At 60.4% G+C, this 24139-nt stretch carries 21 protein-coding genes; 11 read left to right on the top strand and 10 right to left on the bottom strand.

Annotated elements, in window-relative coordinates; all coding sequences use genetic code 11:
* Nucleotides 1-73: 73 nt before the first annotated feature.
* Complete coding sequence (locus ACXHXG_RS22870) at nt 74-721, bottom strand: TetR/AcrR family transcriptional regulator (protein WP_457900809.1); 648 nt, start codon at nt 719-721, stop codon at nt 74-76.
* A 131-nt stretch (nt 722-852) separates the two neighbouring features.
* Between ACXHXG_RS22870 and ACXHXG_RS22875 the strand changes: the two genes are divergently transcribed.
* The 3 genes from ACXHXG_RS22875 (at nt 853) to ACXHXG_RS22885 (ending at nt 4736) form a co-directional block, all read left to right on the top strand.
* Nucleotides 853-2040, top strand: coding sequence for an HlyD family secretion protein (locus ACXHXG_RS22875; protein WP_457900905.1), 1188 nt, complete (start codon nt 853-855; stop codon nt 2038-2040).
* 27 nt (nt 2041-2067) lie between these two features.
* Nucleotides 2068-3660: a DHA2 family efflux MFS transporter permease subunit gene (locus ACXHXG_RS22880; RefSeq protein ID WP_457900810.1), complete on the top strand. Its 1593-nt coding sequence runs from the start codon at nt 2068-2070 to the stop codon at nt 3658-3660.
* A gap of 284 nt (nt 3661-3944) precedes the next feature.
* On the top strand, nt 3945-4736 hold the full coding sequence (locus ACXHXG_RS22885) for an HpcH/HpaI aldolase family protein (protein ID WP_104826761.1): 792 nt from the start codon (nt 3945-3947) through the stop codon (nt 4734-4736).
* 56 nt (nt 4737-4792) lie between these two features.
* Here ACXHXG_RS22885 and ACXHXG_RS22890 read toward each other — a convergent pair whose 3' ends face one another.
* The 3 genes from ACXHXG_RS22890 to ACXHXG_RS22900 all read right to left on the bottom strand — a co-directional run bounded on the left by ACXHXG_RS22890 (nt 4793) and on the right by ACXHXG_RS22900 (nt 7065).
* On the bottom strand, nt 4793-5395 hold the full coding sequence (locus tag ACXHXG_RS22890) for a YiiX/YebB-like N1pC/P60 family cysteine hydrolase (protein WP_457900811.1): 603 nt from the start codon (nt 5393-5395) through the stop codon (nt 4793-4795).
* A gap of 205 nt (nt 5396-5600) precedes the next feature.
* Entirely contained in the window at nt 5601-5750 is a 150-nt protein-coding gene (locus tag ACXHXG_RS22895) for a hypothetical protein (RefSeq protein ID WP_260305085.1), read from the bottom strand.
* 121 nt (nt 5751-5871) lie between these two features.
* Nucleotides 5872-7065 carry a Gfo/Idh/MocA family protein gene (locus ACXHXG_RS22900; protein WP_260305084.1) on the bottom strand — a complete coding sequence of 398 codons (1194 nt, stop codon included), beginning with the start codon at nt 7063-7065 and terminating at the stop codon, nt 5872-5874.
* Between the two features lie 191 nt (nt 7066-7256).
* Between ACXHXG_RS22900 and ACXHXG_RS22905 the strand changes: the two genes are divergently transcribed.
* From ACXHXG_RS22905 to ACXHXG_RS22940, 8 genes are all read left to right on the top strand, one after another.
* Nucleotides 7257-8954, top strand: a complete 1698-nt coding sequence (locus ACXHXG_RS22905; RefSeq protein WP_457900812.1) for a dihydroxy-acid dehydratase — start codon at nt 7257-7259, stop codon at nt 8952-8954.
* Between the two features lie 150 nt (nt 8955-9104).
* Complete coding sequence (locus ACXHXG_RS22910; protein ID WP_457900813.1) at nt 9105-10115, top strand: substrate-binding domain-containing protein; 1011 nt, start codon at nt 9105-9107, stop codon at nt 10113-10115.
* A gap of 247 nt (nt 10116-10362) precedes the next feature.
* Nucleotides 10363-11292, top strand: coding sequence for a sugar phosphate isomerase/epimerase family protein (locus tag ACXHXG_RS22915; RefSeq protein ID WP_457900814.1), 930 nt, complete (start codon nt 10363-10365; stop codon nt 11290-11292).
* A gap of 11 nt (nt 11293-11303) precedes the next feature.
* A complete protein-coding gene (locus tag ACXHXG_RS22920) occupies nt 11304-12425 on the top strand; it encodes a Gfo/Idh/MocA family protein (RefSeq protein WP_457900815.1) in 1122 nt (373 codons plus the stop codon).
* A 215-nt stretch (nt 12426-12640) separates the two neighbouring features.
* Entirely contained in the window at nt 12641-13888 is a 1248-nt protein-coding gene (locus ACXHXG_RS22925) for an ABC transporter substrate-binding protein (RefSeq protein WP_283053999.1), read from the top strand.
* Between the two features lie 76 nt (nt 13889-13964).
* Nucleotides 13965-14903, top strand: coding sequence for a carbohydrate ABC transporter permease (locus ACXHXG_RS22930; protein ID WP_457900816.1), 939 nt, complete (start codon nt 13965-13967; stop codon nt 14901-14903).
* Entirely contained in the window at nt 14903-15811 is a 909-nt protein-coding gene (locus ACXHXG_RS22935) for a carbohydrate ABC transporter permease (RefSeq protein WP_285168647.1), read from the top strand. Before ACXHXG_RS22930 ends, ACXHXG_RS22935 begins: the two co-directional genes overlap by 1 nt.
* 3 nt (nt 15812-15814) lie before the next feature.
* A complete protein-coding gene (locus ACXHXG_RS22940; RefSeq protein WP_283054001.1) occupies nt 15815-16900 on the top strand; it encodes an ABC transporter ATP-binding protein in 1086 nt (361 codons plus the stop codon).
* A 44-nt stretch (nt 16901-16944) separates the two neighbouring features.
* Here the strand turns inward: ACXHXG_RS22940 and ACXHXG_RS22945 are convergent, their stop codons facing one another.
* The 6 genes from ACXHXG_RS22945 to ACXHXG_RS22970 all read right to left on the bottom strand — a co-directional run bounded on the left by ACXHXG_RS22945 (nt 16945) and on the right by ACXHXG_RS22970 (nt 24123).
* A complete protein-coding gene (locus ACXHXG_RS22945; RefSeq protein ID WP_457900817.1) occupies nt 16945-18006 on the bottom strand; it encodes a class I SAM-dependent methyltransferase in 1062 nt (353 codons plus the stop codon).
* A gap of 182 nt (nt 18007-18188) precedes the next feature.
* Nucleotides 18189-18740, bottom strand: a complete 552-nt coding sequence (locus ACXHXG_RS22950) for a glutathione peroxidase (RefSeq protein ID WP_457900818.1) — start codon at nt 18738-18740, stop codon at nt 18189-18191.
* 107 nt (nt 18741-18847) lie between these two features.
* The gene (locus tag ACXHXG_RS22955) at nt 18848-20635 is read right to left on the bottom strand and encodes a gamma-glutamyltransferase family protein (protein WP_457900819.1); all 1788 of its coding nucleotides are present in this window, start codon (nt 20633-20635) and stop codon (nt 18848-18850) included.
* A 37-nt stretch (nt 20636-20672) separates the two neighbouring features.
* A complete protein-coding gene (locus ACXHXG_RS22960; protein ID WP_457900820.1) occupies nt 20673-21422 on the bottom strand; it encodes a FadR/GntR family transcriptional regulator in 750 nt (249 codons plus the stop codon).
* Nucleotides 21423-21535: 113 nt separating this feature from the next.
* Nucleotides 21536-22981 (bottom strand): M81 family metallopeptidase, encoded by a 1446-nt coding sequence (locus ACXHXG_RS22965; protein WP_457900821.1) that lies wholly within the window; start codon nt 22979-22981, stop codon nt 21536-21538.
* An 8-nt stretch (nt 22982-22989) separates the two neighbouring features.
* Nucleotides 22990-24123 (bottom strand): ROK family protein, encoded by a 1134-nt coding sequence (locus ACXHXG_RS22970; protein WP_457900822.1) that lies wholly within the window; start codon nt 24121-24123, stop codon nt 22990-22992.
* Nucleotides 24124-24139: the final 16 nt, after the last annotated feature.

Raw genomic sequence — 24139 nt, forward strand, 5'->3', positions numbered from 1 at the left:
CATCAGCTGCAGCCCTGGAATCATGTCAATTCCGCACATAAGGATGCCGGTGGTCATTGAAGGTTGATGCTAATCAAACCTGGCAACCCTTGAGAAACACCTCGGCGCAAATGCGTGCCCGCCGGGTGATTTCCGCGATGTTCGGAGGGGGGAGTTGGCGCAGGATGGCGGCGCGCTGCGGCTCCATAATCATCATGCCACGCAGCATGCCGGAAGCCACATGGGGGTCCTCCAGACGGAGGAGCCCACGTTCGCATTGCATCGTCAACCATTTCTCCATGATGGCATTCGAGCCAACGATGGCCGTCTCATAGAAGGATGTGGCGATTTCCGGAAAGCGGTCCGATTCGGCGATGACGAGACGCATAATGTCGATCGTATCGTCCGACATCGTCAGCATGCCATAGGCCGTCAGCAGTCGCTCCAGGCCCTGCCGCAAATCCATCGTCGCCAGCGTCGACTGGTCCAGCGCCAGGAAAAACCGGCCGATACGGTCGGAAACGATGCTCGAAAACAGGTCTGCCTTGGTCGGAAACAGCCGATAGAGCGTCTTGGTCGAGACGCCGGCGGATTGGGCGATCGCGTTGATGCTCGCGGCCGCATAGCCGTTTTCCCGAAATTGCGTATCGGCTGCCTCGATGATCAGGCTCTTCGTATCGTCGTCGCAGCGAAGCTGGGGTCGGCCGCGGGAGCGCTTCTCATTTATTTGAATTTCGACCATGACAATTTTCCAAATTCCTGTTGACTTCCATTTTACAGCGCATATTTTGGAAAACAATAAGTTTCCTAAATGTGCGGCCGAGAATTTTTGCGGGCATGTACCTCCAAGACGATCGGCCATCAGGAGAGACGATAGTGGAAAACAAGGTTCATGTATTGAATGCGAGCAAGCAGGCACCGGTTGCCGAAGCATCGACCATGGATGCCGGCAAACCGGATGTGACGGTCGAACTGATGCGTATTGCCGCCGAGGAAAAGCCGGCGGCGAAGAAGCGGGGCAAGTCGTTCCTGCTCGGCGCCACGGCACTCGCCGTCATCGCAGCCGCCGCCTATTACGGTCATAACTACTGGACCGTCGGCCGTTTCCAGGTATCGACCGACGATGCCTATGTGCAAGCCGATAACAGCGCCATCGCGCCGAAGATTTCCGGCTATGTTACTGGCGTCGTCGTCAACGACAATCAGACGGTCAAGGCGGGGCAGGTACTGGCCCGTATTGACGACCGCGATTTCAAGACGGCGCTTGATCAGGCCAAGGCCGATGTTGCCGCCGCTCAAGCCGATGTCGAGGCCAAACAGGCCTCTCTCGACATGCAGCAATCATTGATCGCGGCCGCCCAGGCGACCGTCGATGTCGACAAGGCCAACGAGACCTTCGCGGAGCAGAACGACAAGCGTTATGCAAGCCTATCGGTCAACGGCTATGCGCCGGTGCAAACCGCCCAACAGGCCGCCTCGCAGATCGCCGCCGCCCGGGCCGCGATCGACCGCGATACGGCATCGCTTGCCGGGACCATCAAGCAGGTCGATCTGTTGAAGGCGCAATTGGCGCAAGCCAGGGCGACCCTTGCCCACGACCAGGCCGTCCAGAGCCAGGCGGAGCTCAATCTGTCCTATACGACGATCGTCGCACCGCTCGATGGTGTCATCGGCAACCGCACGCTCCGCGTCGGCCAATATGTGCAGGCCGGCACGCAGTTGATGTCGGTGGTCCCGACGTCGGCCGCCTATATCGTTGCGAATTATAAGGAGACGCAGTTGACCGACGTGCATGCCGGCCAGCCGGTCGACATCGAAGTCGATATGTTCCCCGGCCGCGTCTATCACGGTCATGTCGACAGCTTGGCGCCCGCGAGCGGCCAGGAATTCGCGCTGCTGCCGCCGGACAATGCCACGGGTAATTTCACCAAGGTCGTGCAGCGCATCCCGGTCAAGATCGTCCTCGATGGCGATAGCGCCGCCTCCGGCGATCTGCGCCCCGGCATGTCGGTGCAGCCGAGCATCGACATCAAGACGGCCGACCAGAGCCACGGCGCATGAACGGTGAAGGATGAGGAGTATTGAGCCATGTCCACTATCGCAGCCACCACCGCCATCGCCATCCCGCAGCCAAGCGCGAAGGCCAGCACCAGGGAATGGATCGCCGTACTCGCCGGCATGATCGGCGCCTTCATGGCGATCCTCAACATCCAGATCACCAATGCCTCGCTTCTCGATATAGAGGGTGGCATCGGCACGGGCGTCGATAACGGTGCCTGGATATCGACCTCCTATCTGATCGGCGAAATCGTCGTCATCCCGCTGACGGCTTTTTTCAGCAACGTCTTCTCGTTTCGCCGTTATATCCTAGTGAATTCGATCCTCTTCCCGCTGCTCTCGATCGCCTGTGCCTTCGCGCATGATCTCGGGACGATGATCGTGCTGCGCGGGCTGCAGGGCTTTGCCGGCGGCGTTCTGATCCCGATGGCCTTCACGATGATCCTCACCAAGCTACCCAAGGCACAGCAGCCGACGGGCCTTGCGATCTTCGCGCTATCGGTCACGGTTGCTCCTGCCATCGGCCCTACCATCGGCGGTTATCTGACGGAGAATTACGGCTGGCAGACAATCTTCTTCATCAATGCCCTGCCGAGCGCCATCATGGCGATCGCCCTTGCTCTGACACTCGAAAAGGGGCCGCTGCAACTTGGCCTTCTGAAGCACGGCGACTGGGCTGGCATCGTGACGATGGCAATCGGGCTTTCGGCGCTACAGACCGTGCTCGAGGAGGGCAATAAGGATGACTGGTTCTCCTCGCCCTTCATTCTGAAGCTCAGCACTATCGCTGTCATTTCGCTCAGCGCCTTCATCTGGATAGAGTTGACCGTTCAGAATCCGCTGGTGAAGCTGCGGCTTTTGAAGCAACGCAATTTCGGCATCGGCGTTCTCGTCAACGTGCTGGTCGGCTTCGCGCTCTTCGGCTCGGTCTATATCCTGCCGCAATATCTCGGCCAGGTGCAGCGTTACAATGCCGAGCAGATCGGCAACGTGCTCGCCTGGACCGGCTTGCCGCAACTCATCCTCATTCCGCTGGTTCCGGTGATGATGAAGCGCTTCGACGTCCGCTATATCGGCTTCCTCGGTATCGCCATCTTTGCCATAAGCTGCTTCATGAACGTGACGCTTTCCGCCGACACCGCGGGTGATCAGTTCTGGATACCGAATATCGTGCGCGCTATCGGGCAGGCCATGGTCATCACACCGATTACGGCGATCACCACCGCCGGTATCGCACCTGCCGATGCCGCCGCCGCATCCGGCTTGACCAACATGCTGCGAAATCTCGGCGGCGCAGTCGGAACGGCAACGCTCGGCACCGTGCTCACCAAGCGCGAGCAGTTCCATTCCAACATCATCGGCCAGTCGGTGACGCTGGCGCGCGATGAGGTGAGGGAGCGGCTGACGCAGACGACCAATTATTTCCTGTCGCACGGCGTTTCGGATCATGCCCTTGCCGCGCAGAAAGCAACGGTCGCCCTCGGCAGCATCATCAAGCGGCAAGCACTGATCATGGGCTTCAGCGACACCTTCGCCGTCATCGGCATCCTCTTGGCGACCGCCGCAATCGCCACGCTTTTTGCCCGCAAACCGCAGCCCGGCGGCGGGGCAGGGGCTCACTGATACGGTCGCCCATTGCTGGGCAGCGAAATATTGGACCGCGACAAGCTACCCCAGCTTGCCGCGGTCGCCGTTGTAAGATAGCCGCAGACCAATGGTGAGTTTTCCTATCCGCGCAACGTCGCGCGCATCTTTCGGGTAGCCGAGGCGCGGGAATCCGGTATTGTCGGCATCAACGACGAATGGCTGTCGCCCACTCGGCGGCGAAGGCTCGAAAGACGGCATCGAAAAGTATCTGAAGTGAAATATCTCGCCCTCAGCGGGCTTGGTAATTGAGGAAAATCATTATGACCACTGATATCGACGGTTTCGCGGGTCGCCTGAAGCGCCGGGAAAATGGCGGCATGATCTCAGCCTGGATCGGCACGCCCGATCCGCTGCTGGTCAATCACCTCTCGCAGGAAGCTTTCGACGCCATCGTCCTCGATATGCAGCATGGAATGTGGGACATGGCCTCCGCGGCGAACGGCATTGCGCAGGTGCGCCTGGCCGGCAAGCCGGCAATCGCGCGCATCCCGGTCGGCGATTTCGCGTCAGCGTCGCGGCTGCTCGATGCCGGTGCCTCCGCCATCATCGCGCCGATGATCAATTCCGCCGATGACGCCCGTGCTCTAGTGAAAGCAACGAAATATCCGCCCCTCGGCGAACGGAGCTGGGGACCTTCGCTCGCGCTCAATCATTTCGGCATCGCTGCTGACGAGTATCTGCAGGGCGCCAACGGCCTGACTGTCACCATCGCCATGGTCGAGACCCGCGCGGCGCTCGATGCCATCGATGAAATCCTCGCGGTCGACGGCATCGACGGCATCTTCATCGGCCCGTCCGATCTCTCCATCGCGCTCTCGAATGGCGCGCGTCTGGCGCCCGACAGCGCCGCGATCGATCAGACATTGGCGCATGCAGTGGCGCGTTGCCGCGCCTATGGCAAGCTGATCTGCGCCTTCGGCACGGACGGCGAACGCGCCGGGCAATTCCTGAAGCTCGGCCTGGATCTCGTCATTGCCGGCGCCGAAACCGCACAGCTCCGCGCCGGTGCTCGCGCTGCAATTACCGCTGCCCGCAAGGTTGCGGCTTCCTGATCGGGATTGGAGCCAATTCGGCATCGAGGATCTTTGGTGATGGGGTGGACACCCCATCACAGCGGGTAGTTCGAATAAATCATCCTGAGATTTGGATCATTGGCGATGCTCACTGGAGTGACGAGGCTCTGATTGAGGATGTATTTATAGCACTGATCGAAATCGTAGCCGCGCTCAGTGCATTCGCTATCGCGCTGCCACCGCGACTGCACCAGGTTTCTGACAAGCATGTTGTCGATGTGTAGCTCAGATATTTTCTGCACCTTGCCGATCTCGATGCCCGCAGCCTTGTAGGCGAGATAGGGCAGTTCACTGCAGTAAATCGCATCGTTGTTGAACGAGAAAAACAGGTCATAGGGTTTGCCGTAGAGCGTGCGGGCGTAGGACAGGAGCTGTCGTGCGGTTTCGGGGGTGAGTCGCGGATCGCGATAGATCGCCACCCGTCTCAACAAACCGCGATTGACCCAGGTTTTCAGCGGTGTTTCCTTGACCTTTGCCCCGGCCTCGATGACCGTGATTGCCCCATTGTCGTTTTTGATGATGCCCATGTGTGAAAAGGCAGAGCCAGTGGCGAATATGATCGCGCTTGATTGGTTACTTGTCGATGTCTGAAAAATCAGATCGCCGTCTTTGAGCGGCGGATAATCGCCGCCTGCCATGGCATAGAGCGTTCCGACGACAAGACAAACGCACAGGATCGCAGCAGCCGTCAACTTCTTCATGCGATCCCCGTAACCGTTTGAAAGCGCTCGATTAGGCCGCTTTTACCAAGGCTCTTTTGCGGCTGAAACGTGGCGCGCAAAGGGTCAATCATGAAACTCACGGCAGGGATCATTATTGCCGCAATGGAGTCGTCGCGATCCTTCAGGGGGCGATTTTTACATAGCAGGGATTGTACATGTTAAAGCCGCAGCCACCGCCGACGGCTTGTGCCGGCGTGATAAAATTTTGCAATGCGATCAATACCAGCGCGGCGGCGATCACAGTCAGAATCGTCTTCGTATATTTGTCCATTATATTCCCCTCAATATACAACTTATGCGGATGGGTCTAATGTAATTCTCGTGCGATTGCGAGGGGAATGCGGATCGAAATCTGTGGCGCGGACCCGGATGGAAAAGTCACTATCCGGACATCAATACCGATCGTGCTCGTAGACCACGTCAGCCCACGTTCCCGTCGCCGTCGACTGCAGGCAGGCGTCGATGAAGGCGAGGCCGTCAACGCCGGTCCAGGCATTGGGCGTCAGTTCCGCCAGCGGGTCAGGCTCGGCGCCGGCAAAGCGGGCGGCAACCAGTTCGGCGAAATCGGTGTAGATATTGGCGAAGGCTTCGAAGAAGGCTTCTGGGTGGCCGGTGGGCAGGCGGGTGCCTCGCTGGGCATGCGGATGCAGGCTCGGAAGGCCGCGCGTGCGTAGCTCGTCGGCGCGGTTCAGCCGCATGACGCGCAGATCGTTGGCTTCGGCCTGGTTCCACGAGATGCCGCCGTCTTCGCCATAAGCCTCGATGCTGACGACATTCTGCGCGCCGGTCGCCACCTTGCTCACCAGCATCTGGCCTCGCGTACCGTCATCGAATCTGAGGATCACTTGCGCCGTATCGTGTGCCGTGCGGCCGGGTAACGATGGGCCGACGTCGGCAAGCACTGCGGCGATGCGGCGACCGCAAACAAAGCTCATCAGTTGATGGGCATGCACGCCGATATCCCCAAGCACATGGCTCTTGCCGCCTTTGGCCGTATCGAGCCGCCATTTGGTGCGGGGCGCCATCTTGTCCGGGTCGGCCTCGATAGGCCGGCTGAGCGAGCCCTGTACATAGCGGACATTGACGAGACGGAGAGCGCCGATCTCGCCGCCGGTGACGGTGGCACGCGCCTCGCGCACCATGGGATAGCCGGAATAATTATGGGTGAGCGACAGGATACGGCCGCGGTCATGCGCCTTGCGGGCGAGCGCTAGCGCGCTGTCGTAATCGTTGGTCAGCGGCTTGTCGCAGATGACGTCAAGACCGGCGTCGAGAGCAGCGGCCGCATATTCATAATGGCTGTCATTCGGCGTCATGATGGCGACCGCGTCGATGCCGTCAGCCCGCAGGGTTTCGGCTTCGATCATGCTCCATACATCGGCATAGCCGCGCTTGATGCCAAAGGCATGGGCGGAGTTTAGCGACCGCTCCGGATCGGAGGAGAAGACGCCGGCCGCAAGATCGAAGCAATCGTCGAGGCGTGCGGCAGTGCGATGCACCGGACCGATAAGCGAACCCTGCGCACCGCCGATCAGGCCGAGCCGCACCCGTCTGCCAAGAAGTTTGAAAACCACAGCCTGCGACATGGGAACGCGCCTTTCCTGCTGACCGATGAGAGAAATTAGATAGCGCAATCCTAACATTAGCACAGCGCCGCGCTCGACATTTTGCATGTAGCTCAGCCAATATGGCAATGAGATATGGGTTCGTGGAAAACCGATCCGACGGATAGCTGCCGGTCGATCCGGAAGCGCCTTTATCTAAAAAGAGGGCAGACATGAGCAAGCCGGGAAAAGGTATCCGCAACGGTCTCACCAATTACGGCGATCCTCGTTTTGCCGCCTATCTACGCCGTTCCTTCGCCTCTTCCATGGGATACTCGCGCACCATGCTGGAAAAACCCGTCATCGGCATCACCTGGACGGCAAGTGGCTTCAACAATTGTCACCGCAACGTGCCGGAGCTGGTGGAGGCAGTCAAACGCGGGGTGCTGGCATCCGGAGGCCTGCCGCTCGATTTCCCCGTGACCTCGCTCGGTGAAGTCTTCCTCAATCCGACCAGCATGGTCTTCCGCAATCTGATGGCGATGGATGTGGAAGAAATGGTCCGCGCCCAGCCGATGGATGCCGTCGTGCTCGTCGGCGGCTGCGACAAGACTTTGCCAGCGCTGGTAATGGGCGCGGCCTCCGCCGGCAAGCCGGCAATCGTGCTGTCCACCGGGCCGATGATGACCTCGCGTTATCAAGGCGAGCGGCTCGGCGCCTGCACGGATTGCCGCCGTTTCTGGGGCCGCTATCGCGCCGGTGAGCTGAACGACAGGCAGATCGATGCGGTGGAAGGCGCTCTGGCGACGACCGCGGGCACCTGCGCGGTGATGGGAACGGCCAGCAGCATGGCAATCATGCTGGAGGTGATGGGCCTGATGTTACCCGGAACGGCAGCGATTCCCGCCGTCCATGCCGATCGCCTGCGAGCAGCGGAAGCGACGGGTGCTGCCGCAATGGGCTTGGTTTCGTCGGGAACGACCGTTCGCGAGACCGTCACCCAGGCGAGCATCGACAATGCGCTGAAGACCTTGCTCGCGATTGGTGGTTCGACCAATGCCATTATCCATCTGGCGGCGATCGCGGGACGGCTCGGCCTGAAGGTCGATCTGCAGGCGCTGAATGCGATGTCCGACGTAACACCTGTGCTCGTCGATCTCAAGCCGACGGGCGACGCCTATATGGAGGATTTCTTCTACGCCGGCGGCGTCGGCGCATTGCTGAAGCGTCTTGGTGATCACCTCGACCTATCGGCACGCACGGTCACGGGAGAAACGCTTGCTGAGCTAGTTCCCGATGATGATGCCTGGGTGGACGATAAGATCATCCGCCCGACCGAAACGCCGATCCGCGCTGACGGCGGTCTCGTGGCGCTGTTCGGAAACCTGGCGCCAAAAGGGGCGATCCTCAAGCGCGCGGCGGCCGACGAGAGGCTCTTTGAAAAGACCGGCCGCGCCGTCGTTTTCGAAGGGCTCAAGGACCTTTCGGAGCGGATCGACGATCCCGATCTCGAGGTGACGGAAGACGACATTCTCGTGCTGAAGAATGCCGGCCCGAAGGCCGCTGGCATGCCGGAGGCTGGCTATCTGCCGATACCGGCCAAGCTGGCGCGCAAGGGTGTGAGGGACATGCTGCGCATCTCGGACGCGCGCATGAGCGGCACGGCTTACGGGACGATCGTACTGCATGTTTCGCCTGAATCCGCGGCAGGCGGGCCGCTGGCGCTGGTCCGCAACGGCGACCTGATCCGCATCAGCGTCAGGGAACGGCGTTTGGATCTGTTGGTCGACGAGGCGGAGCTTGCCAAGCGCGATCCGACGCCCGCACCTCCCGCCGAGACCCGCGGCTGGCTCGGCCTCTACAACAAGCATGTCCTCCAGGCCGAGGACGGCTGCGACCTCGATTTTCTTGTTGGGGAAAGCCATCAATAGAGATCGCGACATCCTGACGACCCAAGGGCCGTGCTTGCACGCGCATTTGACAGCGGGCATTGTCGGGCAGGCGAAGTGAAGCGAAGGGATTTGTCCAGCATGCAGGGATCGGGGATAGGGCGCGGCTTGCGGCGTGATGCGGGTCAGCGAGTGACGTTGCGCACTGTCGCGACCACACTTGGCCTGTCGATCACCACCGTCAGCCGCGCGCTGAAGGAAGGCCCTGAGGTCAATCGCGAAACCATCGAGCTGGTGAAGCGGGTAGCCGGCGAACTCGGCTATCGCCCGAACCTTGGCGGCCTCAATCTCCGCACCGGCAAGACCCATGCCATCGGCATCGTGCTGCCCTTCGAGCGCGAAGGCGAGATGAACATCGTCGTCGCCTCGCTGGTGGAAGGCGTGTCGCGCCATATGAAGGGCTGCGGCTACCGGACGACCGTCGTGCCGCAGTTGCAGGCAGACGATCCCTTGGCGACGGTTCGCGATCTCGTCGAAGAGGGCTCTGTCGACGGCATCATCATTACCCATACGAGACCGCAGGACGACCGCGTCAAATATCTGCTGGAGGTCGGCACGCCCTTCGTCACCTTCGGGCGCACCGAACTCTTGAGTGTCCACCCGAGCGTTGATCTCGATCATGAGGTGATCGGTGCGGAAGCAGCGCGGCTACTGCTCGATGCCGGCCATCACCGGCCGCTTCTGATCGCGCCGTCCAGCCAGTTCACTTACAGCCTGCAATTCGTCAAAGGCTGGAGCAAGACCTTTACGGCGCGCAACCTCATCGTTCCCGACGACCTTATTCACTTTGCCGCAACGACGCCGGACAGCGGCCAGGAGCTGGCGAAAAATATCATCGCCTGGCATCCGGAAGCGACCGGCGCTTTCGTCGCCAGTGAAGAGGCCGCTCTCGGCTTCCTCGCCGGGCTGCGTAAGGCCGGCCGGCATGCGGGCAAGGATTTCGGATTGATCACCTATGGCGGCACCCGATTGCATGATTTCTTCAATCCGCCGCTCAGTGCCTTCTATTATTCCAACTATATCATCGGGGAGCGCCTGGCCTCCCTCTTATACCGCGCGATAGACGGTGACGATCCGGGCGATCTGCGCGAACTGGTGCATGCAGAATTCGTGGATCACGACAGCCAGGCGCTCTCTGCATAATTTCGATCCGCTTCCAAACATCAAGTGATCCGTCGAAGCCATTCGTAACGTTATCATTTCAGGTGACGCCGGAGAATCCATGCCTAATAGGCTGAAAAGGATTGCTTGACAGAATTGCAGTCATCCGTCATTCGTAACGTTACGAATTGCTGATTGGAGGGGTAAGAGGCTCCGTTCGGCAGAGGATGTCAGCTAGAGAACGGGAGCCTGGTATCTCGCAGGCAACCGCATTCCATGGGAGGATGTCGTGTGCGCCGGCTCGCTTTTTTTTGGATCGCCAATCTGGACGTTCAACTGGAACCCGCCCTACGAGGCGCCGCTGAAGCGGCTCGCGCGTACCGGCTGCAAGGGTTTCGAACTCACCGCCTGGTCGATCGATATGCTGGACTATTATACGCCGGCGACAATCCGCGGTCTGAAGGAGATCGCTGCGGATGAGGGGCTGACGCTCACCAATTTCTTTTTCAATTTGCCCTTCAGCCGCCAGGCGGGCGCCGCCTTTTCCACCGTCGATCTCGACGGCTACAATCGCGGCGTCGATATCGTGGCGGAGATCGGCGCGCCGATCATGACCAGCATGACGCCCTATCCATTCCAATCCGACGTCAAGCCGATCCTGCAGCGGCCGATCTCGCAGGAGTGGACGGCCGCCGTCGAGCCGCAATGGGACTGGACGGCGGAATACAACGCCGTCGTCGACGGTTTCGCCAAAGCCTGCGAAATCGCAGGATCAGCCGGGCTGCGCGTCGCCATCGAGCCGCATCCTTATCGCTGGGTCAGTTCCGGCCAGGGCATGCTGCGGTTGATCGAGCGCACGGGTGCTTCGAACCTTGGTCTGAACTTCGACCCAAGCCACCTCTTTCCGGCCGGGGACATGCCGCACTATGTCGTACTGGCGCTCGGCGACCGCATCTTCAACACGCATTTCTCCGACAATGAGGGCCATACCAATGCCCACTGGCGCCCGGGGCGCGGCAAGATCGACTGGAAAGCGATCTTCGCCGCTCTGCAGGCGATCGGCTATTCCGGTCCGATCACGCTGGAGCTGGAGGATGCGCCCGGCGCGTCGCACTGGACGCATTTCCGCGAGGCGACACCCGAATTCGATCAGGAGATGCGACGTGGCATGAACTATCTGCGCGACGTCGCCGCTGAACTCAACATTACCATTTCCTAGAGGCCATATTCATGAGCACCGCACCCATGAAAGTCGGCATCGTCGGCGCTGGAAATATCAGCGCCACCTATGTCGCAACCCTGCACATGTTCGATTTCATCCGCGTCAAATCGGTCTACGATCTTTATGAAGGGCCAGCACAAAAGCTTGCCGCCCAATTCGGCATAGAGGCAGTCTCACTCGATGCCATGCTTGCCGACCCGGAAATCGGCCTGATCATCAACCTGACGACGCCGGTCTCGCACTACATGATCAGCAAGAAGGCGCTTCTTGCCGGCAAGCATGTCTATTCGGAAAAGCCGCTTGGCATCAGCATGTCGGAAGCCGAGGAGCTGATGTCGATCGCTCGCGCCAGCGACCTGCGCCTCGGCTGTGCGCCCGACACGTTTCTCGGCGGTGGCCATCAGTTGACGCGCCGTCTGTACGATGAGGGTCGCATCGGCAAGGCAGTGTCGGCCACCGCCATGCTGCTTCTGCCCGGCCATGAGCATTGGCATCCGAACCCAGCCTTCTTCTACGGCCGCGGCGGCGGACCGATGCTCGATGTCGGTCCCTATTACGTCACCAACCTGATCGCATTGCTCGGTCCGGTACGTGAAGTTTTCGGCACCGCCAAGATCACCCGCATCGAACGCGAGGTGAAGACCGATCCGCGCCGCGGCGAAACGATCAAGGTGCTGGTGCCGACGCATCTGACCGGTGTGATGGAGTTTCACAGCGGCGCGACGATCACCATTGCCACGAGTTTCGATGTCATCAAACACAAGCACAATCAGATCGAGATTTACGGCTCCGAGGGAAGCATGGTAACACCGGACCCGAATAATTTTAGCGGCAAGGTTGAGATATTCCGCGAGGGCGGTGAAGCCTGGGAAGAGATTCACATCGACCATCCCTATACGGAAGGCGTGCCGGGCCATCTCGGGCTGCGTGGTTTGGGCGCGGCCGAAATGGTAGATTCGCTTCGCGCAGGGCGCCAGCATCGCGTATCCTCGGAACTCGCCTTCCACGCATTGGAAGTGATGACCGCTTTCGAGCGTTCGGCACAGTCGCGCAAGGTGGTTGCAATTCATAGCAGTTGCGGCCGTCCGGATCCGATCCCGCGCACAATTAATGAGGGACGTTTCGCATAGGCTGGGTTATAGAGAATTAGGAGAATTGGCAGTCCTCTGAGACTGCATGCTTGACGAACGGGCGATGCCGAGGAAGCATTGCCCGTTCGCCGCAGGGAATGGAGGCCCGGCGGCGCGGTTCTGGAGGACGACAGCATTCGGCACCCGATGGTCTTGTGACGGCGGCGGCTGAAATACAGGCGTTCAGAAGAACGCCACAAGAGGAGGAGGAGCATATGCGTGGATTGTTAATGGCATTGGTTGGCGCCACGGCGCTGATCGCAGTGGGCGTCACCGGCGCTCAGGCTGAGGGGAAGAGAGCCGAAGTCCTGCACTGGTGGACATCCGGTGGCGAAGCCGCAGCCGTGCGGGAACTGGCCAATGCATTCAACGCCGCCGGTGGCCAATGGGTGGACACCGCGATCGCTGGGTCCGGCTCGACCGCACGTCCGATCGGCATCAACCGCATCATCGGCGGCAATCCGCCGACAGCCATGCAGTTCAATACCGGTACGCAGATGAACGACCTGGCACAGCAGGGCCTGCTGCGTCCGCTCGACGATCTCGCCAAGGAGCAGGACTGGAAATCGGCGCTGACGCCGGCCTTCTATAATGCCATCCAGTTCCAGGGGCATATTTATGGCGCACCGATCAACGACCATGGCCAGAACTGGCTGTTCTACTCCAAGCCGGTTTTCGCCAAGGCAGGCGTGACTGAAGAGCCGAAAACCTGGGACGAAATGTTTGCTGCGCTCGACAAGATCAAGGCCGCCGGCCTGATCCCGGTCGCCGTTGGCGGTCAGCCCTGGCAACTCCAGTTGATGTTCAATGCCATCCTTCTCGGCGAAGGCGGCAAGGAACTCTATGCCAAGGTCTGGAAGGATCTCGACACCGACGCCGTCAAGTCCGACAAGTTCAAGCATGTGGCGGAAGTCTTCGCCAAGCTGCGCAACTATCAGGACCCGGGCAGCCCGAACCGTGATTGGAACGTGGCAACCGGCATGCTGATCGATGGAAAAGCCGGCATCCAGTTCATGGGCGACTGGGCCAAGGGCGAGTTCATCCATGCCAACATGGTCGCCGATAAGGATTTCGGCTGTATCCTCGGACCGGGCGAATCCAACTTCATGATGGGCGGCGACATCTTCGTCTTCCCGGTCCTGAAGGACAAGACGGCGACGGATGCACAGACGCTGCTTGCGACTGTGATCATGTCCAAGGAAGGCCAGCTCGCCTTCAACTCCAAGAAAGGCTCCGTGCCGGTCCGCCTCGACGTTGACACGTCCAAGCTCGATGCCTGCGCCCAGAAGGGCCTGATGGCGCTCAAGGATCCGAGCCGGCAGATTCTGGCGCCGGATGTGCTCACCGCTCAGGACATCGTTCAGACCGAGCAGGACCTTGTCGCCCAGTATTGGACAACCCCAAGCATGACGGCCGACCAGTTCGCCGACCAATTCGCACAGGTCATCGAACAGGCGAAGTAAGCCTCATCCGACATCCATGCGGCGGCAGGTCCTACCTGCCGCCGGTTTCCATGAATGCTGAGGAGGAGCTGAGGTCATGAGTACCCCCGAAACTGCTGCCGGAACCATTGCGGGGACCGGTGCCGGGACGGCCGCCACTAGGAAGAAGAGGCATCTTTCCGCCTATGTTGCCCTGTTCCCAGCCTTTATCATCGTCTTGCTCGCCTATGTCGTGACGGTTATCTGGAACATCTGGATATCGTTCACCGACAGCAAGGTATTGCCCGTCAACATCTTTGTCGGCACCAAGCAATACGAACGACTGTTCACGACCGCGCGCTGGCTGCTATCCCTGCAGAACGTCGTCGTCTTCGGCGTACTCTTCATCGCCGGTTGCCTGATCCTTGGCTTTCTTCTGGCCGTCGCGCTCGATCAGAAGGTGCGGTTCGAAAATACGTTCCGGACGATCTTTCTCTATCCCTTTGCCATGTCCTTTATCGTTACCGGGCTCGTCTGGCAGTGGATCATGAACCCGACGCTCGGCCTGCAAAAGGTCGCCGACAGCATCGGATTTACCTGGATCCGATTCGACTGGATCGTTCAAAGCGATCTCGCGCTCTATGTCATCGTGCTTGCCGGCATCTGGCAATCGTCCGGATTGGTGATGGCGATCATGCTCGCGGGATTGCGTGGCGTCGATCGCGAACTCTGGAAGGCAACGCGCATCGACGGCATACCGGCATGGCGCGTCTATCTCCACATCGTCATTCCGATCCTGAGACCGACCATCATCACCGCCAGCGTGCTCCTGGCGATCGCCGTGGTCAGGGTTTACGAACTGGTGCTGGCGACGACAGGCGGCGGGCCGGGCATATCGACCGAGGTACCGGGAAAATTCATCATGGATTACCTCTTCGGCCGCGGCAATATCGGTCTCGCGACCGGAGCTTCGACCGTCATGTTCATCACCGTGGTCATCCTGGTCACGCCATGGCTCTACTACGAATATTTCCGTGAAAAACCGAGGGGGAACTGATGACAGTGCCATCTTCCGTCGCAGTCGCCATGGAGGGGCCGGCCGGGCGTAAGCCGCAGCATTTGTCTCCGGCGCGCATCGGCCTCTACGCCTTTCTGGTCATAGCGGCTCTGTTCTTCCTGCTGCCGCTTTATGTAATGATCGTCACCTCGCTGAAATCCATGCCGGAAATCCGCCAGGGCAATATCTTCGCTTTTCCGCAGGTCTGGACAGGCGAAGCCTGGGTGCAGGCGTGGAGCACGGCTTGTACCGGCCTCGAATGCGGCGGCATCAGCGTCGGCTTCTGGAATTCGGTGAAGATCCTGATACCGAGCATGATACTGTCCATTTTCATCTCGTCGCTGACCGGCTATGCGCTGTCCTTCTGGCGGGTGAGGGGGGCTAACGTTCTCTTCGCCGTCCTGCTGCTCGGCGCCTTCATTCCCTATCAGGTCTTCATCTATCCGCTGGTACTCATCTACCGCGGCGTCGGCATCTACTCGACACTGCCCTGCATCATCATCACCCATACCGTCTTCGGCCTGCCGGTGCTGACGCTGCTGTTCCGCAACTATTATTCCAGCCTGCCAATGGAATTGTTCAAGGCGGCCCGCGTCGACGGAGCGGGACTATGGCAGATCTTCTTCCGGCTGATGATCCCCATGTCGATCCCGATCCTGGTCGTGGCGGCCATCCTGCAGGTTACCGGCATCTGGAACGACTTCCTCTTCGGCGTCGTCTTCGCCGGACGGGAAAACTTCCCGATGACGGTTCAGCTCAACAACATCGTCAACTCCACCCAGGGCGAGAAGCTCTACAACGTCAACATGGCGGCAACCATCCTCACGGCCCTGGTTCCGTTGATCGTCTATTTCGGTTCGGGTCGCTGGTTCGTGCGCGGCATCACCGCGGGCGCAGTCAAGGGATAATCCATGGCCAATGTTTCCATTCGCGAACTAGCAATCGATTTCGGCAGCGTCAGCGTGCTGAAATCGTTGAATATTGAAATCCAGTCGGGCGAGTTCATCGTCCTTCTCGGACCGTCCGGCTGCGGCAAGTCCACCCTGCTCAACGCCATCGCCGGCCTGACCGACATCAGCGGCGGCCAGATCTGGATCGGCGACAGAAACGTAACCTGGGAGGAACCGAAGGATCGCGGCATCGGCATGGTGTTCCAGTCCTACGCGCTCTATCCGACGATGACGGTCGAGGGAAATCTGTCCTTCGGGCTGCGCATTGCCGGCATGGGCAAGGACGAGATCGCCGAGCGCGTCAATCGCGCAGTGCAGATCCTGCAGATCGATCCGTTGCGCAAGCGACGGCCGGGCGAACTTTCGGGCGGCCAACGCCAGCGTGTCGCCATCGGCCGCGCCCTCGTGCGCGACGTCGATGTCTTCCTGTTCGACGAACCGCTTTCCAACCTCGACGCCAAGCTCCGCACCGAGCTGCGTGTCGAGCTGAAGCGCCTGCATGCCGGCCTCGGCTCGACAATGATCTATGTCACGCACGATCAGATCGAGGCACTGACGCTCGCCGACCGCATAGCCGTCATGAGCGGCGGCGTCATCCAGCAGTTCGCCGCGCCGAAGGAAATTTACCGCCGGCCGGTCAATCGCTTCGTTGCCGGTTTCGTCGGCTCGCCATCCATGAACTTCCTATCGGGGCAGGTGGCGAGCAATGGGGGTACGCCCGCCTTCATCTTGACTGATGGACGCAAGATCGACCTAAATGGCTATGAGTTTTCTGGCACGCCCGGCGACGGCCGTCCCGCAACGCTCGGCGTGCGGCCGGAACAGATGCAGTTCGCCCCGGCCAATGGCCGCATGTCCAGCCTGCCGGCAACCTTCAGCATCGTCGAACCCATGGGCTCGGACAATCTGGTCTGGGGCCAGGTCGGCAAGGAGACCATGTCGGTGCGCATCGATGCCGATGAGGAGGTTGCGTTGGAGAGCGAGCAGCCGGTCTATTTCCAGCCGGCGCTCGCGTCCCTGTTCGGTGAAGATGGTCAGCGTCTTTGAGGGATCGAGTTGCGCCGCGCGTTCAACAGCGTGCGGCGCGGTCTTCATGCTCTGACTTCGAAGACCATGTTGAACGGCGTTTCGGTCGCCTTGCGGAAATGCGAATAGCCCGCATCCATGGCGACCTTGCGCAGTTTCATCTCACCGGCTTGCGCGCCCAAACCCAGACCGACTTCCTGCGATAATGAAGCCGGCGTGCAGATCATGGTCGAGGCGCCGTAGAAGACGCGGCCGACCGGATTGAGATTGTCCTTCAGGCAATCATGCGCGAAAGGCTCGACGATCATCCAGGTGCCGTCGTCAGCAAGGCTTTCCTTGACATGCTTGCCAGCACCCACGGGATCGCCCATGTCGTGCAGGCAATCGAACATCGCCACGAGATCATAGCCGGCAGCCGGGAAATCCTTGGCTGACGCCTGCTCGAAGGTGATGCGGCCGGCGACGCCTGCCTCCTTCGCTGCGGCTCTCGCCCGCTCGATAGAGGGGAGATGGTAGTCGAAACCGAAGAAGGTCGAGTTCGGATAGGCCTGCGCCATCAGGATGGTCGAGGCGCCATGGCCGCAGCCAACGTCGGCCACGGCCGCACCGGTTTGAAGCTTTTCATCGAGGCCCTCCAGTGCCGGTATCCATTCCGAGACGAGATGGCTGTTGTAGCCAGGCCGGAAAAACCGCTCCGTGCCGCGGAACAGGCAGGCGCTGTGTTCATGCCATCCGAGACCGCTGCCGGTCTTGAAGGCATTGGCGATCTTCGGCTCGTCGAGCCACATGGACTGAACGACATCGAAGGCGCCGGTGAAGAAGGCGGGACTGTTTTCCTCCGCAAACACCATCGCCTGTTCGGGCGTCAGGTAGAAGCGTTCGGTCTTGTCGTCATAGCTAACGTAGTCGGCTGCAGCCTGCGCCGACAGCCATTCGCGCACATAGCGCTCCTTCACGCCCACCTTGTCGGCCAGTTCCGTCGACGTCATCGGCGTACCATCCGCCATGGCTTTGAACAGGCCTAAATGGTCTCCGAGTGTCACCAACACTCCCGAGACCGCCGCGCCGACGTCGCCGACGAGGCGTCCGACTAGGGCGTCAAGTTTTTGCATATCAGGTTCGCGCATGACATCCTCCTCCCATCAGAACTGCTGCAGCGTTCCGTCCGGATATATTCGGAAGCCGGAAGATACTCCCGGCTAGGAGGGGAGGCAATGATACGACCGGGCTAAGCATCTTTGCGTTGCTGCCCGAGAGAAAGCGTAACCTATTGGGATTATGATATATTTTTCGAAATCTACGTCGTGCCTCAGCTTGCGCGGGCCAGCTCTTTTTCCAGAGCCGAGAGCAAGCGCGGATCGTCTGCCGTAACATCAGGTGCGAAGCGGGCAGCGACCCTGCCATCCCGGCCGATCACGAATTTTTCAAAGTTCCAGACGATCCCGCCATTCTGCCCGGTTTCGAGGCCGTGTTTCGCCAGGCGTTCCCGCATCGGCCCGTCACCGGTCGTTTCGACGCCGGAGGCGATCAGGCTGTTGTAGAGCGGATGCCGCTCTTCGCCGGTTACCACGATCTTGGAAAACATCGGAAACTGCACATCATAGGTCAGGGTGCAGAAGCTCAGGATTTCGTCATTCGTGCCCGGCTCCTGGTCTTTGAAATCATTGGCGGGAAAGCCGGCAATGACGAGACCGTCATCGCGCTTGTCCTCGTAGAGCTTTTCCAGCCCTTCATATTGAACCGTCAGCCCGCATTTGGAGGCGACGTTGACGACCATGATGACCTTGCCGCGATAATCGGCAAGTGTCGTCTCGCTGCCATCGATCCGCTTCACCGGGATATCGAGCACGGTATCAGTCATCACAATCACTCCAAATCATTTTGAAAACAGGCTGCCGATATCAGCGCGCGAACCGGCTGAAGTCAACGGCACGATTGCGTTATGCGGCCAGATCCAGCCGCATCAGATTACCTCCCGACCGCATAGGCCTGCATCAAACGCGGCGTGGCGGCCGCCCGCAGCAGGCCGCTGGCATCGCGCCGTGCGGCGGTCAGCCGGCCGACCGTCCATTCCGGCGCGACCGTCAGCTTGTGGCCCTTCTTGCGCAATGCATCGAGCACCTCGGCGCTGAAATTGGCTTCTGCCGTAATGCTGCCGGGCTCGCGTGTGCGGGGATAGAAGGAGCTCGGGAAATGCGCGCTGTGGAACAGCGGCTGATCGATTGCCTCCTGCAGGTTCATGCCGTGATGGGCATAGCGCAGGAAGAAGGAGAGCTGCCATTGTTCCTGTTGGTCGCCGCCGGGTGTGCCGAAGGCAAGCGTCGGACGCCCCTCATAGAGGCCGAGCGATGGCGTCAGCGTAGTGCGCGGCCGCTTGCCGGGCGCGAGCGACGAAGGCAGGCCGGGCTTCAGCCAGAACATTTGCGCGCGTGAATTGAGGCAGAAGCCGAGACCGGGGATGACCGGCGAAGATTGCAGCCAACCGCCCGAGGGCGTCACCGAGACCATATTGCCTTCGCGGTCGATGACGTCGATATGCACGGTATCGCCGCGTTTTTCCCTCAGATGCGACATGGTTGGCTCGTAGACCACGCCAGCCTTGGCTTCCGGCGTTTCCAGCATGTCCATCGTGAGATCATATTGGCTTTCGAAGCCGGGCAGCCTGCCGGGACGCAGGTCATAGGACGCTTGCGAGGTGATCAGCTTACGACGCTCTTCGGCATAGGCATCCGACAGCAGGATATCGAGCGGCACCTTGGAGAAGTTCGGATCGCCGTAATAGACCTCGCGATCGGCAAAGGCGAGCTTCATGGCTTCCGTGATGGTGTGAACGAAATCCGCGCCGGCCGGCTCCATGGCCGCGAGATCGAAGCCTTTGAGCAGCGACAGCGTCTGCAGGAAAGCCGGCCCTTGGCCCCAAGGGCCGATCTTGGCGATCGTCCAGCCGTGATAGTCGTAGGTCAACGGCTCTTCGATCGTTGGCGACCAGTTGGCCATGTCGTCGGCCGTCAGCACGCCCTTGTGGCGTTGGCCGCTCGCATCCATGACTTCCGCCTTGCGGAGGTAAGCGTCGATCGCCTCGGCGACAAAGCCGCGATAGTAAGCGTCGCGTGCCGCTTCGATTTGCGCCTCGCGGCCGCTTTTGTTTTCCGCCTCCGCGACCACGCGTTTCCAGGTTTCGGCAAGCACCGGGTTCTTGAAGTTCGACCAGGGTTCGGGAGCGAAGCCGCCTGGCAGCCAGGTTTCATAGGAGGTCGGCCACTCCTGGCGATAGAAATCGGCGAGGCCGGCTATGGTCTCGGAAACGCGCGGCAGCACCGGATGGCCATGTTCGGCATAGTGGATCGCCGGCTCGAGGACGTCGCGGACGGTGAGCTTGCCATAGTCGCGCAGCATCAGCATCCAGCCGCCGAAGGAGCCGGGGATAACGGTTGCAAGCAGGCCGTCACCGGGTATCAGCGACAGGCCCTCGCTCGCATAATGTTCGAGAGTGGCGCCGGCGGGAGCCGTGCCCTGGGCACAGATGACTTCGACCTTGTCCTTCTTCTTGGAATAAATGACCGCGGGCATATCGCCGCCGGGACCGCAGAGATGCGGCTCGACGATCTGCAGGACAAAGCCGGTCGCAACAGCCGCATCGAAGGCGTTACCGCCCTTTTCGAGGATGCTCATGCCGACCGCCGAGGCGATCCAATGCGTGGAGGTGACGACACCGAAGGTGCCGAGAATTTCCGGACGTGTCGTAAATGCGGTCATTGCAGCAATCCTTTCAGATGATTCATGCTTCGCGCGGTCATTTCAAATCCTCGGCAAACTCGTCGGCCAACTCCTTCTGCGGATGCTGCGCGTCGAGCGAGGTGACGCGGATCAGGCTTTCCTGCAGCATCAGCAGATGCTCGCGCATGGTTTCGGCAGCTTTCATCGGATCGCGAGCAGCGATCGCATCGATGATTGCCATATGCTGTGTGTAGGTTACCGGACGCGTTCTGTTGGCGCTGCGGGCCAATTCGCGAATGGTTTGCCATGCCTCATCCTGACGGACATGGTTGATGACATCGAAGATCGACAGAAAGAACTGATTGCCGGCGCTTTGTGCGATCAGGCGATGCAGCGCGCCGTCCCAAAGTTCACGGCTATCGGCATCGCCGCTGGCGAAGATCTTTTTCGTCAGCTCGTACATGCGCTCGATATCGTCGGGTTTGGCGCGCATCGCGGCGAGCTGGGCGAGCTGCGGCTCGATGCGCAGGCGCACTTCCATGACTTCCATGAGATTGGTGCCGGCGACGAGCGAGCCGACATGCTGGCTCCAATCATCCGGGCGCTGGCCGGCATAGGTCCCCGACCCCTGGCGCCGCCAAATGCGGCCTTCTGCCTCCAGCACCTCCAGCGCCCGCCGGATGGCGCGGCGGCTGACGCCGAACATATCCGAAAGAGCCCGCTCTGTCGGCAGCTTGCCTTCCGATTCCAGTTTGTCCGATTCCAACAGGCCCCGGAGCTTTTCCAGGGCATAGGTGGAATTTTCGGGAAGATTGCCCGCTGTCATGATGTTTTATGTATCGGACCAATTTTAAATTGGTTCAATACAAGGTCAACCCGTATGCGCCGTCAAGCTCTTTTTTGTGCAGTATATAGCGAAGCACCGTGCCTTCGCGGCAATCAGCAGCGGCTTGCCGAACGGGCTGAAATCGCCACCTCGGGCGTGAAGGTAAAATCCTTGTCGAAGGGGTAGGTGGGCTTCTGCTTGCGCAGTCGCGGCAGCCGCTCGACGAACTGATCGACCACCCCGGGCGAGAGCGCCATCAGGTTCGGATTGGCGATTGGAGCCAGTTCCGGCGAGAGATAGCCGGACTTCACGACGACGATCTTGGCTTGGTGCGGATCGAGCCCGAGACGCGTGAAGTCGGCAGTGTTGTGATAGGGGCTGCGTTTGACCGACAGCACCAGATCGATGCCACCCACCGAGACGACCGCCTGGCGGTCTGTGGCATCGTCGGTATTCAGCAGAAACTTGACCGTGAACGCGGCGGTCACCGGTTTGCTGCCCTCGGTGTCCAGCGATGCGCCGACAGTGAGATCGAGTCTGGCGCCGACACCGGCAGCATAGCAGGCTTCGGTTGCCGCTCTGTCGGCGATCCCCGCGAAAACGACGTCGGTCGCGCCCTGGGCTATCAGTTCCGCCAGGACATCGGCGCGGTCGCCGACACCGCCGCCGGTCGGGTTATCGCCGGATTCGGCAAGCACAACAGGCGCGGTCGGGCTGGCGATCGCCCTGGCGACACATTCCTCGATCGAGCCGGTCTCGCAACCGAAGACGAAATCCTTGCGGACATCCCAATAGGCCTGCGCCAGCCGTTTGGCTTCGCGTTCGAGAACGGAGCGGTCCGTGCCGGTCATGATGGCGGCCGCCGTGGCGCGGGGCTCGTCGGCCCAGACATAGCCGACCATCAGCGAGGCATCCCAGACACCGTCGATGGCATCGATGCCGGGCAGCAGGCCGTAGAGGCTCTTTGCAGGCTCATCGACCGTGCTGGTGCGCTCGCCGGGCAAGAGCACGGGGATCGGCGCCCAGAGCAGGATGGGCTTCACACCGGTCTTCAGGCTTTCAACGAGCATCGTCACCGCGCGACGCATGGTTTCCTCGACATCGATATGCGGCGCGGTGCGATAGGTGGAATACATGTCCAATGCATCGATGATGCGCTGGGTGACATTGCCATGCAGATCGTAGCTCGCCGAAAGCATGCAGTCGTCGCCGACGACCTCGCGGGCAGCGCTTATCCAATCGCCCTCCGCATCCTCCATGCCCTCGACATACATTGCCCCATGCATGGCGAGGTAGAGACCGTCGAGCGGCAGCAGTGGCTTCAGCCGCTCCAGGAATTCCGCCTTGAAGGCTTCATAGGCGTGGCGCGCAACAGGCCCGCCGGCGATGGCCCTCGCGTGGATCGTCGGCAGGAACTCGGCGTCATAGTCTTTGAGAAATGCGAAATAAGGTGCGGCCGTCAGTTCCTCGCCGCGCACGACGCGGAAATCCTTTTCTTCGTTCAGAACCGGATTGTACGTGCTGCATTCGATATGAATGCCACCAACGGCAATACGCATGGAAAACCTCAATTCGGGTTGGGGCTAATCAGGAAATTGTGGGCGGCGATGCTGGCTGCACCTCGCGCCCAGATGTCGCCGTTGACGCGTTGGGTGCGGATCGGCGTCTGCCCGGCATAGCGCGGCAACACATTGGCTTCGATCGCCTGCTGCACGAGGGTGCCGAACAATCCGTCGAAATTGCCTTCGACATGGGTGATCAGGATCATGCCGGGATCGTTGAACTGGATGAGATGAGCGATCGCCAGGCCGAGGGCGCCGCCGGCCCGGTGCAGGATACGGATGGCGATGGCATTGCCGGCCGATGCCTCCTCCTCCAGCTCGGTGAGCGATGTGCAGGAAAGGCCTTCCGCCTTCGACATTTCCTTGATCGCGTTTATCGAGGCCACGGTGTCGAGGCAGCCGCGCTTGCCGCAGCGGCAGGGCGAGCCGTTGGGCTCGATGGTGCAATGGGCGATCTCACCGGCGCCGCCGTGATTGCCACGATAGAGCTTGCCTCGGATGAAATGGGCGCATCCGACGCCGTCTCCCAACGAGACGACGCTGAAATTCCGGATGTCGCGAGCGCTGCCGAACAGCTTTTCGCTGACGGCTATGGCCTTGGCGTCGTTTTCAATGAAGGTCTCGATGCCGGTCTTCTGCCGGATGATCTTGGCAAGCGGCACGTCCTGCCAGCCAAGCAGGGTAGATTGCACGCAATTGGCTTGCTTCTCGTCGACAAAACCGGAGAGCGCCACGCCAAGGCCCGATAGTTTGGCTGCCACATCAGGCCGCCCGGCGAGAAGTTTCGGAAGCGCATCGGCGATCAGCCTCGCTATGACCTCCGGATCGCGCGACAAGGGCATATTCTCGCGGGCAATAATCTTACCGTTGAGATCGCTGAGGACCATCGGCGCCGGATCCTCAAGCAGTGAAATGCCGACGAAGAACGCGCCTTGAGGATGCAGATCAAGCAATATCGACGGCCGGCCCTGGCCATAGACCGTTTCGGTTTCATGCAGGACGCCAAGCGTGATCAGATCGCGGGCAATGCCGCTCATCGCTGCCTTGCTGAGCCCCATCGATGCGGCAAGAACCGTCCGGCTGAGTGGGCCGGATTCGCTGATGACACGCAGGAGCTGTCGCTGCGAAGAGGTGAGCAATTCGATGTTCCGCCTG

The sequence above is a fragment of the Rhizobium sp. LEGMi-198b genome, assembly GCF_054114205.1.

What these genes read in the sequence shown, in the direction of transcription:
- ACXHXG_RS22870 (WP_457900809.1), bottom strand. Translation starts at nt 721, where the DNA reads ATGGTCGAAATTCAAATAAATGAGAAGCGCTCCCGCGGCCGACCCCAG.
- ACXHXG_RS22880 (WP_457900810.1), top strand. Translation starts at nt 2,068, where the DNA reads ATGTCCACTATCGCAGCCACCACCGCCATCGCCATCCCGCAGCCAAGC.
- ACXHXG_RS22885 (WP_104826761.1), top strand. Translation starts at nt 3,945, where the DNA reads ATGACCACTGATATCGACGGTTTCGCGGGTCGCCTGAAGCGCCGGGAA.
- ACXHXG_RS22890 (WP_457900811.1), bottom strand. Translation starts at nt 5,395, where the DNA reads ATGGCAGGCGGCGATTATCCGCCGCTCAAAGACGGCGATCTGATTTTT.
- ACXHXG_RS22895 (WP_260305085.1), bottom strand. Translation starts at nt 5,750, where the DNA reads ATGGACAAATATACGAAGACGATTCTGACTGTGATCGCCGCCGCGCTG.
- ACXHXG_RS22900 (WP_260305084.1), bottom strand. Translation starts at nt 7,065, where the DNA reads ATGTCGCAGGCTGTGGTTTTCAAACTTCTTGGCAGACGGGTGCGGCTC.
- ACXHXG_RS22905 (WP_457900812.1), top strand. Translation starts at nt 7,257, where the DNA reads ATGAGCAAGCCGGGAAAAGGTATCCGCAACGGTCTCACCAATTACGGC.
- ACXHXG_RS22920 (WP_457900815.1), top strand. Translation starts at nt 11,304, where the DNA reads ATGAGCACCGCACCCATGAAAGTCGGCATCGTCGGCGCTGGAAATATC.
- ACXHXG_RS22925 (WP_283053999.1), top strand. Translation starts at nt 12,641, where the DNA reads ATGCGTGGATTGTTAATGGCATTGGTTGGCGCCACGGCGCTGATCGCA.
- ACXHXG_RS22930 (WP_457900816.1), top strand. Translation starts at nt 13,965, where the DNA reads ATGAGTACCCCCGAAACTGCTGCCGGAACCATTGCGGGGACCGGTGCC.
- ACXHXG_RS22935 (WP_285168647.1), top strand. Translation starts at nt 14,903, where the DNA reads ATGACAGTGCCATCTTCCGTCGCAGTCGCCATGGAGGGGCCGGCCGGG.
- ACXHXG_RS22940 (WP_283054001.1), top strand. Translation starts at nt 15,815, where the DNA reads ATGGCCAATGTTTCCATTCGCGAACTAGCAATCGATTTCGGCAGCGTC.
- ACXHXG_RS22945 (WP_457900817.1), bottom strand. Translation starts at nt 18,006, where the DNA reads ATGCGCGAACCTGATATGCAAAAACTTGACGCCCTAGTCGGACGCCTC.
- ACXHXG_RS22950 (WP_457900818.1), bottom strand. Translation starts at nt 18,740, where the DNA reads ATGACTGATACCGTGCTCGATATCCCGGTGAAGCGGATCGATGGCAGC.
- ACXHXG_RS22955 (WP_457900819.1), bottom strand. Translation starts at nt 20,635, where the DNA reads ATGACCGCATTTACGACACGTCCGGAAATTCTCGGCACCTTCGGTGTC.
- ACXHXG_RS22960 (WP_457900820.1), bottom strand. Translation starts at nt 21,422, where the DNA reads ATGACAGCGGGCAATCTTCCCGAAAATTCCACCTATGCCCTGGAAAAG.
- ACXHXG_RS22965 (WP_457900821.1), bottom strand. Translation starts at nt 22,981, where the DNA reads ATGCGTATTGCCGTTGGTGGCATTCATATCGAATGCAGCACGTACAAT.